Origin of the sequence: Luteolibacter yonseiensis, assembly GCF_016595465.1 — a bacterium.
Classification (GTDB): Bacteria; Verrucomicrobiota; Verrucomicrobiia; order Verrucomicrobiales; family Akkermansiaceae; genus Luteolibacter; species Luteolibacter yonseiensis.
On the sequence record NZ_JAENIK010000009.1, the window covers coordinates 393,830 to 402,043 of the forward strand.

Here is an 8,214-nt window from a genome sequence, read left to right on the forward strand (position 1 = left end):
GGGGTTTCAATCAGTTCGCATTTTCACCGATCTCCGCGATGGAGGGTTCTTTGCCGTGGAAAATCGCTCGCGCCGCCGCCTGCACGTCCGCATCGGTGACGGCGAGGATCTTCGCCCGCCAATCCTCGGGGGAGGGGATGTGGCCGAAGTCGAGCAGCCCCTCGCCCGCCCATGCCGCGTGCGATCCGGTGGACTCGAACGCCAGCTTGCTCTGTGCGATGGTCAGGCGTTTCGCCCGGTCCAGCTCGCCCGCGCGGGGACCGTTGGAAACAAGGTCGTCGATTTCGCGCCGGATGCAGGCCAGCGCCTCGTCGCGCGATTCCGGGTCCAGTCCCGCGCTGATTTCAAACGCGCCCGTCTCGTCGAAGAACGTCACGTCGCTGCTGATCTGGTAGCACAGGCCGCGCTCCTCGCGCAGTTCGAGGAAGAGCCGCGAGCTGGCGGATTCCCCGAGCATCATGCTCAGCATCCGCAGCGCGTGCCGCGATTCCGAATGCCGCCCCGGCGCGTGCCATGCCAGCGCGAGCTGGAGCTGGTCCGTCTCGCGCTCGTCGGTGACGGTGCGGGGTGCGGCCTTCTCCCGGTCGAACGGCACGGGCGCCGTGGCTTCATGAAAGCGTTCCGGCAGGTGGGGAGTCACCAGCGCGAGGATCTCGTCCGTCGTGAAAGGCCCGGCGGCGGCGATGACGATGTCGTTGCGGAAATGGTGGCGGTCCCTGAAGTCCGAGAGCGTCGCGCGGTGGATTTCCGCGATGGATTCCAGCGTGCCGGAGATCGGGTTGCCGAGCGGATGGCCGCTCCAGAGAGCGTCCGAAATGAGATCGCCGATGTGGTCCGCGGGAGACTCCTTGTACATCGTGATTTCCTCGCCGATGACCTCGCGCTCCAGGGCGATCTCGTTTTCGGGAAACGTCGCGTGCCACACCATGTCGCAGAGGACGTCCGCGAGCACGGGCATCAGGTCCGCCTCGCCGCGCCCTTCGTAGACCGTCTGGTCCTCCGAGGTGCTGGCGTTGAGCTGGCCGCCCGCGTTCTCGATCTCGAAGCTCAGTTCCCGCGCGCTGCGGCGGGCCGTGCCCTTGAAGACCATGTGCTCCACGAAATGCGCCACCCCGGCGGGCAGGCCGGACTCATCCCGGCTGCCTGCGGGGATGTAGATCGAGAGCGCGGCACATTCCGAATCCGGGAGGGTTGCGACGGCCAGGCGCGGGCCATTGGGGAGTTGGCGCCATTCGTAGATTGCTTTGCTCATCGTAAAATTGCTTCCGCCAGCGCGAGATCCGCGGGCGTGGTGATCTTCAGGTTCGGGTGCCGGGATTCCACCAGCTTCACCCGCACGCCCACGGCCTCCATCACCGAGACCTCGTCGGTCACGGTCAGGTTCCTGCTGGCGACATCCGCGTAGGAATCCACCAGCAGCCGGATTTCAAAAACCTGCGGCGTTTCCATGAACCAGAGCTGCTCGCGTGACACACCCTCGGTGGAGAAATCCAGCGGGTCCGAGCGCTTGAGCGTCTCCGTCACCCGGCGGGCGAGGGCGGCGGCGCGGTATTCCACCGCCTCCGCCACGCAGGCGTCGATGTCCTCCGGCGAGACCAGCGGCCTCGCGCCGTCGTGCACCGCCACGAAATTCGATTCCAGCGAGAGCGCGGAAAGTCCCGCCACCACCGAGTCCTGGCGGTTCTCCCCGCCGTCCACCCGTCTCACGGGTTTCGCGAAATCCCCGCCATCGAGCAACCGCCACCGTTCCTCGGGACATACGACGACGACCTCCGAGATGGATTCCGCCGCGAGAAACGCCTCCACCGTCCGGCGCAGGACCGGAACTCCGGCCAGTTCCACGGCCAGCTTGTCAAAACCCATCCGCCGGCTGGAGCCGGCCGCCACGAGGATCGCGGAACACGAGCGGGTGATGTCAGGCGCGGGCATGAGAGATTCTTAGCAGCGCTCGTCCCGCCGCGCAAAGTGTCAAATTCAGGGGAGTGCCTGGCTAGAACAACGGTGGTCGTTTCTCATGACGGATCTGCAAGACCGTGACGCTCATCAGGTCAGGATCGACTACGTAAAGAACACGCCACGCCGAGGGAGTTTTCCAAGGTTTGAAACGCAATTGCCGGATGGGGATTTCCGGGTTCCATCGGCCATTTTCTGGAGCGAACCCGTGGCGTTCGGGATGTTCCGCCAAAGTCGTCAAGGCTGTTTGGAGTGAATCCAACCAGCGTTTGGCGAGTTGGATTCCGCCATTTTTCTCGTCATCTTCATACCAGAGCTGCTGGTCTTCGATGGATCGTTCCGCCTCTGATGAGAGTCGCAATTCGAACTTCATCGTGGCTCCGTGCGTCGATTTTCAGCCCGTTTGCGGAGACGGTCCAGCGCCTCGTTCAAAGGCGTACCGCGATCCCCCTTGGCGTAGTTTTCCAATGCCGCCCGGAGTCGGAGATCCATCTGGTACTCTTCCGCATCATGGGACATTTTTTCAAAGGCTTCCAAAGAAAGCACGACGACAGCCGCCTTGCCATTCTGGGTCAGGATTCTCGCCCGTCCGCCATGAGCGAGTGCTTTGGCATGCTCTTTGGTGTTTCGTGCGAAATCCGTCAGGCTAATCACATCTTCCTTGAGATCGATCCTCATGCTTCGTAGTGAAACACATGATTCCGTGTTTTGCTAGGAGATATTCTCACCCTGCCAGCGGGCTGTGTCGTGATTTTTCCGGCGTTTCCCAAACCGGAACCGACGGGGAGGTGGACTGCGGAATATCTGTCACGAGTTTGCCGCGGGAGGCGTGATGTGAATCGTTGGCCGGTAAAAATCATTGTCGGGGTTGGCGGAAGATTCTCGTCAGTCATTTATAGGCGGACATTGAAACCCGCCGCGACAAACCCAACGGAGCTTTTTCCATATTCCGTTATCCCGCAATATCCATCGATCTGGCCTGTGTTTGAAAAACGTTCTCCATCGTCCCTTGTGAAACATAAGTGACGATGGGTGCGGCGTCTGGAGAACAAGCCAATGGTCCACCGTTGTGGGATGGCAGATTGGAAGATGCCTTCCTTGGCAAAACTCAAACCCTGATAAAATGAAAACCCAGCAAATGTACATCCGAACCGGACAAGGAAACGATCAACGCTTCGTCATGCGACGATTTTATTCCTTTGTCGCGATCTGTGCGATCTTATTGCTCACGCTTCCCGCCTCCATCGCGGGGATCCGGGGGCTGTATGTCGGAAACGACTTCTATCCTCTCGGCACCGATACCGAGCAACGTGTCAAGGATTCCGGCTTCAACCGGGTCTTCCTCTTCACCGCGAAAATCCAGAGCAACGGAGATGTCTATTACAATGACAGTCTGATCGCGACCAATGGCAGTTACGTGGGCGCTTCGAATTGGGAGCTACGGCTGGCAGCGGTGAAACAAGGCGGTCGGATCGGCCGGATCGAACTTTGCATCGGCTCTTGGGGATCCGGCGCCTTCGATAGCATCCGCGATCTCGTCGCCTCGCAGGGGACAGGCAGCGGCAGCATCCTCTATCGGAATTTCCGTGCGATCCGCAACGCGCTTCCGAGCATCGACGCGATTCAATACGACGACGAAAAAACCTATCATGCCTCGTCGGCGGCGGCCTTCGGCGGGATGTTGGCCGACATGGGCTACAAGGTCACGCTGTGTCCCTACAACTGGGGGACAAGGACCTTCTGGCAGAGCGTGAAATCGCAACTGGGCGCTGCTTGCGACGCGATCTACCTGCAGTGTTACGATGGTGGAAAGTATAACAATCCCGCGGACTGGAACAATCTTTTCGGTGGCTTCAGGGTGACGCCGGGTCTTTGGGGGAATGAGGTGACCACGGATGTCTGCATCGAAAAATTCAGGACCTGGAACAAGAACAGCCTTTGCAACGGCGGATTCATGTGGCTGAACTCCAGCGTGCAGTGGGATGTGGACCTCTGGGGGGACTGCATGAACGTCGCCCTGGAGCCGCTGCCCTATTTCATGATCGTGAACAAGACGAGCGGCAAGTCCATCGGACTGAATCCAGGCAACGCGTCGATCATTTTCAATGGTGCGGCGTCCAACCAGTGGACTTATGACTATGACGAAGAGACCCAGCGCTGGGCTCTGATGCCCACACCGGACCGCACGCATTTCAAAATCGTCTCCTGTATCTCGGGTCGCGTCATCTGTCCGGTCGGGAAGTCCACATCGAACGGCGCGCAGATGCACACCTGGATGTATAACAAGGATGAGAGCCAGATGTGGGACGTGATTTACAGCGGAGACGGCTGGTATAAGATCAAGAACTTCGGGAGCGGCAAGGTGCTGGATGTCGCCGATTCGAACACGGATGACAACGGCAGGATCCAGCAATGGACGGATGACGGGAGCGCGAACAGCTCACAATTGTTCCGCCTGCATCCGTGGGGCGAATACCGCATCAAGACGCTCGCGAACAAGTACGTCGCGGTGGAAGGGTCGGACGGGGCGAATGGAGCGTCCATCGTGCAGTCCGCCCTGCGGAATACCGATTCGTTCAAGTGGCATTTTTTCCCGAACGGAGAGGGTTGGGAGCGGATGTCGAGCCATGTGAACGGAAACCGGGCGGTAGGGGTGGATGGCGGCTCCCAGACGGAGGGTGCCGACGCCATCTACTGGGACTATAGTCCTGACTCGCAGTCCGAAAAGATCCGCCTGCTCCCCCTGCCCAGCGGTAAGTTCAAACTCTACTTCAAGCATTCCGGCATGGTGTGGGATGTCTTCGGTGGTTCTGGTGCGGACGGAACGCCCATCAGGCAATATCCAAGCAACGACTACAACCGGCAGTTGTTCAGCTTGGAACGGATCCGGACGATGTGACGGTCCGTTAAAAGAGGTTGGACGTTCCGGCGGGGCCTTCGGCGGCTCCGTCGGTCTGCCGCAGCCACCACCAACGGTGCGGAACGGGATAGACCGGGACAACGTCCCGGGAAAAGCGCGCGAGAATCACAGAGTCCTGAAGGGACGAAACCAAGGACGGTGCGTAGCGCCACGGATGCCGTCCTTTCATGGCTCGTCGCGGGAGTGGTCATCACAATCCCGGGGCGGCGCTTTGCTTGCCCCGGGCTGCCACATTCCGCACCGTTGGTGATGAAGATTCCTTTCCACTTCTGTGGTCCTGGAGAAATGTCCGTGGTGGCGAAAAAACGTCCCTTGATTTTCAAGGTTTCCTCCGCGCTTCCCGGACCAGTGGCGCGAGGATCAGGAAAGCCGTCGCAAAACAGAACGTGATGTCCGCCCGGTAGGTGAGGTGATGCACCGGATCAAGGTGGTTCAAATGGGCGGAAACCGCCAGGGTGGTGCCGACGATGAGGTGGAAGGGCCCGAGCAGGCGGATCATTCCGGGAAACTTCGCGGGAGACACGCAGGCCAGCGCGGAGGCGATGCCGATGCAGCCGAATGCGGATGACGCCATCCTCAGCCAGTAGTCCAGCTGTGGGTCATAAGGCATGCGCTCCGCCGAGCCCATTTCCCAAAGCTGGTCCGCGGCCATCTGCCACGGCGCGAAGGTGAAAAAGAACGAGATCCCCCAGCCGCACGCGCTCAGCAGCAGGCCGAGCCGCAGGATATTCGACCAGAATCTTTCGGAAAGCATGGTGCGTTGGGTTTGAATGGGGGGCTGTACCCCACCCCCGGTTTTTACGAGAACACCCGCGGGGCGGGATCAAGCCCGCTCGGTGATCGGCTTGTAGGAGCGGAGCGTCTCGCCGGTGTAGATCTGGCGCGGGCGGGAGATGCGGCTTTCCGGATCGTCCATGACCTCCTTGTAGTTCGCGACCCATCCCGGCATGCGGCCGATGGCGAAGAGCACGGTGAACATGTTCATCGGGATGCCGATGGCGCGCATGATGATGCCGCTGTAGAAATCGACGTTCGGGTAGAGCTTGCGGGAGATGAAGTAGTCGTCGTTGAGCGCGACTTCCTCGAGTTTTTTCGCGATGTCGAGCAGCGGGTCGGAAACGTTGAGCTGCTGGAGCACCTTGTCGCACTGTTCCTTGATGATGACGGCGCGGGGGTCGAAGCTCTTGTAAACGCGGTGGCCGAAGCCCATGAGGCGGCGGTTGCCGACCTTGTTCTTCACCTGGTCGAGGAACTGGCTGCCGTCGTCGCCGTCCCTGTGGATCTGCTCGAGCATCTCGAGCACGGCCTGGTTCGCACCGCCGTGGAGCGGGCCCCAGAGCGCGCAGACGCCGGCGGAGGCGGAGGCGAAGACATTCGCCTGGCTGGAGGCGACCATGCGGACGGTGGAGGTGGAGCAGTTCTGCTCGTGGTCCGCATGGAGGAGGAAGATGAGGTCCAGCGCGCGGACGACCTCGGGGTTGAGATCGTAGTCCTCGCCGGGCAGGGAGAACATCATGTGCAGGAAGTTCTCGGTGAACTTGAGGTCCCTTTTCGGATAGCTCGGTGGCAGTCCGGCGGCCTTGCGGTAGGAGCAGGTGGCGATGGTGCGGGTCTGGGAAATGAGGCGCGCCGCATGGATCGGGAAGGCTTCCTTGAGCGACTTGCGGTAGGTCTTCATGCTAGGGTAGGCGGATGAGGCATGAATCATCGCCGAGAGGATGGACATCGGGTGCGCTTTGGGCGGGAAGGCGTCGAAGTGCTGCAACATGTCCTGGTGCAGCATCTGGTTCTCCGTCAGGAGGTCGGAAAAGCCCTGGAGCTCGGCGGGTGTCGGAAGTTCGCCGTAGATGAGTAGGTAGGCGGTCTCGATGAAGGTGCTTTTCTGGGCGAGCTCGGCGATGTCGTAGCCGCGGTATTGGAGAATGCCTTTTTCGCCGTCGATGAAAGTGATCGCGCTTTTACACGCACCGGTGTTTCCGTATCCCGGATCCAGCGTGATGCAGCCGGTCTTGGCCCGCAGGGTGGCGATGTCGATGCCGGTTTCGTTCTCAGTTCCAGTAAAAGTCGGCAGTTCCAGGGTTTTGCCGTCGATGATCAATTCCGCTTTTCCGTTCATGCGGGGCGATCCTAGGCACCACCGAATCGGTTACGCCAGCTTCCATTGTGAAGAATTTTAACCAATTCCGGCCATATCGGGGATGAGTGGATTTTATGGACGGGGACTGTCGCGAAGGAGGATGGGGAGTGGGGGGAAGAGGAATCGAAACGCGGAGTTGCGGAGGGCGCGGAGGAAGAAGCGGAGGAAGAAGCGGAGGAAGACAAGGAGTGCGGTGGAAGGGAGTCCGCGTGATGCCGGTTTGGATTTTTCGTTGTGGGGGTTTTGCAGAAGAGGGCGATCGCGTATCGCCCCTCCATGGAGCGGGGCGCTCTGTCGCCGGACTCCGGGGGCTCCGAGGTCGGAGGGAGGCGATCGGGTGGGGCGGCGCGTCAGGGATGTCGTCCCTTCGGGACTTGGTTCTTCTTGACGCGGAAAACCCAGGGCGGCGCTGCGCTTGCCCTGGGCTTTCACATTCCGCACCGTTGGTGCTGGGGATTTGCTATGGAACTCCGGGGGGGAGTCTGGGGGAGTCGGGGGGATCGGAGGGATCGGAGGGATCGGAGGGATCGGAGGGATCGGAGGGATCGGAGGGATCGGAGGGATCGGGGGGATCGGGGAACTCGTTACTTGAGGAGGTAGGTGACGGTGTTGCTGGTGCCGGTGGTGGTGTCGTCGCGGAAGTAGATGACGATCTGTTGGGTGGTGCCGGCGGAGGTCTTGGTGAGGAGGGCGGTGTTTTGGGCGGGGTTCTTGGCGGTGGAGGCGGAGCTGTATTGGTTGTAGTCGCTGTTGTCCTGGTCGAGGGGGAGGGAGAATCCGGGGCCCTTGAGCTCGCCTTTTCTGCCGATGGTGAACTTGACGGTCTGGCCGACGTTGAAGCGGGGGATGCCGGCGGGGATGCGGAAGCTTGCCACGGTTTCGGAGCCCTGGGTTTCGAAGGACTGCCTGTCCTCGATGGTGAGGGTGAAGGTTTGTTTGGCGGCGAATCCTCCGAAGCGCTTGCCGGCGGGTGCGGCGTGGGCGGTGGCGGTGATGAGGAGGGCGCAGAGGGCGAGGCGGATGAGGGTGATGATTTTCATGGAAAGGGGATTGCTGTTGGCGATGGGCAAACCCTAGCGCGGATGGCGGTTTTTGTAAGCTTTGAATTCGACGTAATCACGTAAACGTGAATGCGTTGACGCGATCGCGTAGGGTGTTTTCGCGGGCCACGCGTGATGGCGTAAACGCGATCGCGTGGGTTGCG

Annotated in this window: 8 protein-coding genes; 1 reads left to right on the forward strand and 7 read right to left on the reverse strand. The window is 60.7% G+C overall.

Annotated elements, in window-relative coordinates:
- Nucleotides 1-10 precede the first annotated feature (10 nt).
- The 4 genes from JIN84_RS09210 to JIN84_RS09225 form a co-directional block, all read right to left on the reverse strand.
- A complete protein-coding gene (locus tag JIN84_RS09210) occupies nucleotides 11-1,252 on the reverse strand; it encodes a M16 family metallopeptidase (protein WP_200350751.1) in 1,242 nt (413 codons plus the stop codon).
- The gene (gene ispD, locus JIN84_RS09215) at nucleotides 1,249-1,929 is read right to left on the reverse strand and encodes a 2-C-methyl-D-erythritol 4-phosphate cytidylyltransferase (RefSeq protein WP_200350752.1); all 681 of its coding nucleotides are present in this window, start codon (nucleotides 1,927-1,929) and stop codon (nucleotides 1,249-1,251) included. The genes JIN84_RS09210 and ispD overlap by 4 nt, the downstream gene beginning before the upstream one ends.
- 61 nt (nucleotides 1,930-1,990) lie before the next feature.
- Nucleotides 1,991-2,326 carry a type II toxin-antitoxin system RelE/ParE family toxin gene (locus tag JIN84_RS09220; RefSeq protein ID WP_200350753.1) on the reverse strand — a complete coding sequence of 112 codons (336 nt, stop codon included), beginning with the start codon at nucleotides 2,324-2,326 and terminating at the stop codon, nucleotides 1,991-1,993.
- A complete protein-coding gene (locus JIN84_RS09225) occupies nucleotides 2,323-2,631 on the reverse strand; it encodes a type II toxin-antitoxin system Phd/YefM family antitoxin (RefSeq protein ID WP_200350754.1) in 309 nt (102 codons plus the stop codon). Before JIN84_RS09225 ends, JIN84_RS09220 begins: the two co-directional genes overlap by 4 nt.
- A 502-nt stretch (nucleotides 2,632-3,133) precedes the next feature.
- Between JIN84_RS09225 and JIN84_RS09230 the strand changes: the two genes are divergently transcribed.
- Nucleotides 3,134-4,852 (forward strand): RICIN domain-containing protein, encoded by a 1,719-nt coding sequence (locus JIN84_RS09230; protein WP_200350755.1) that lies wholly within the window; start codon nucleotides 3,134-3,136, stop codon nucleotides 4,850-4,852.
- Nucleotides 4,853-5,192: 340 nt separating this feature from the next.
- On the opposite strand, the gene JIN84_RS09235 is transcribed toward JIN84_RS09230, so the two are convergent.
- The 3 genes from JIN84_RS09235 to JIN84_RS09245 all read right to left on the reverse strand — a co-directional run bounded on the left by JIN84_RS09235 (nucleotide 5,193) and on the right by JIN84_RS09245 (nucleotide 8,050).
- Entirely contained in the window at nucleotides 5,193-5,627 is a 435-nt protein-coding gene (locus JIN84_RS09235) for a hypothetical protein (protein ID WP_200350756.1), read from the reverse strand.
- Nucleotides 5,628-5,696: 69 nt separating this feature from the next.
- Nucleotides 5,697-6,989 (reverse strand): citrate synthase, encoded by a 1,293-nt coding sequence (locus JIN84_RS09240; RefSeq protein WP_200350757.1) that lies wholly within the window; start codon nucleotides 6,987-6,989, stop codon nucleotides 5,697-5,699.
- Nucleotides 6,990-7,594: 605 nt separating this feature from the next.
- Nucleotides 7,595-8,050, reverse strand: coding sequence for a hypothetical protein (locus JIN84_RS09245; protein WP_200350029.1), 456 nt, complete (start codon nucleotides 8,048-8,050; stop codon nucleotides 7,595-7,597).
- Nucleotides 8,051-8,214: the final 164 nt, after the last annotated feature.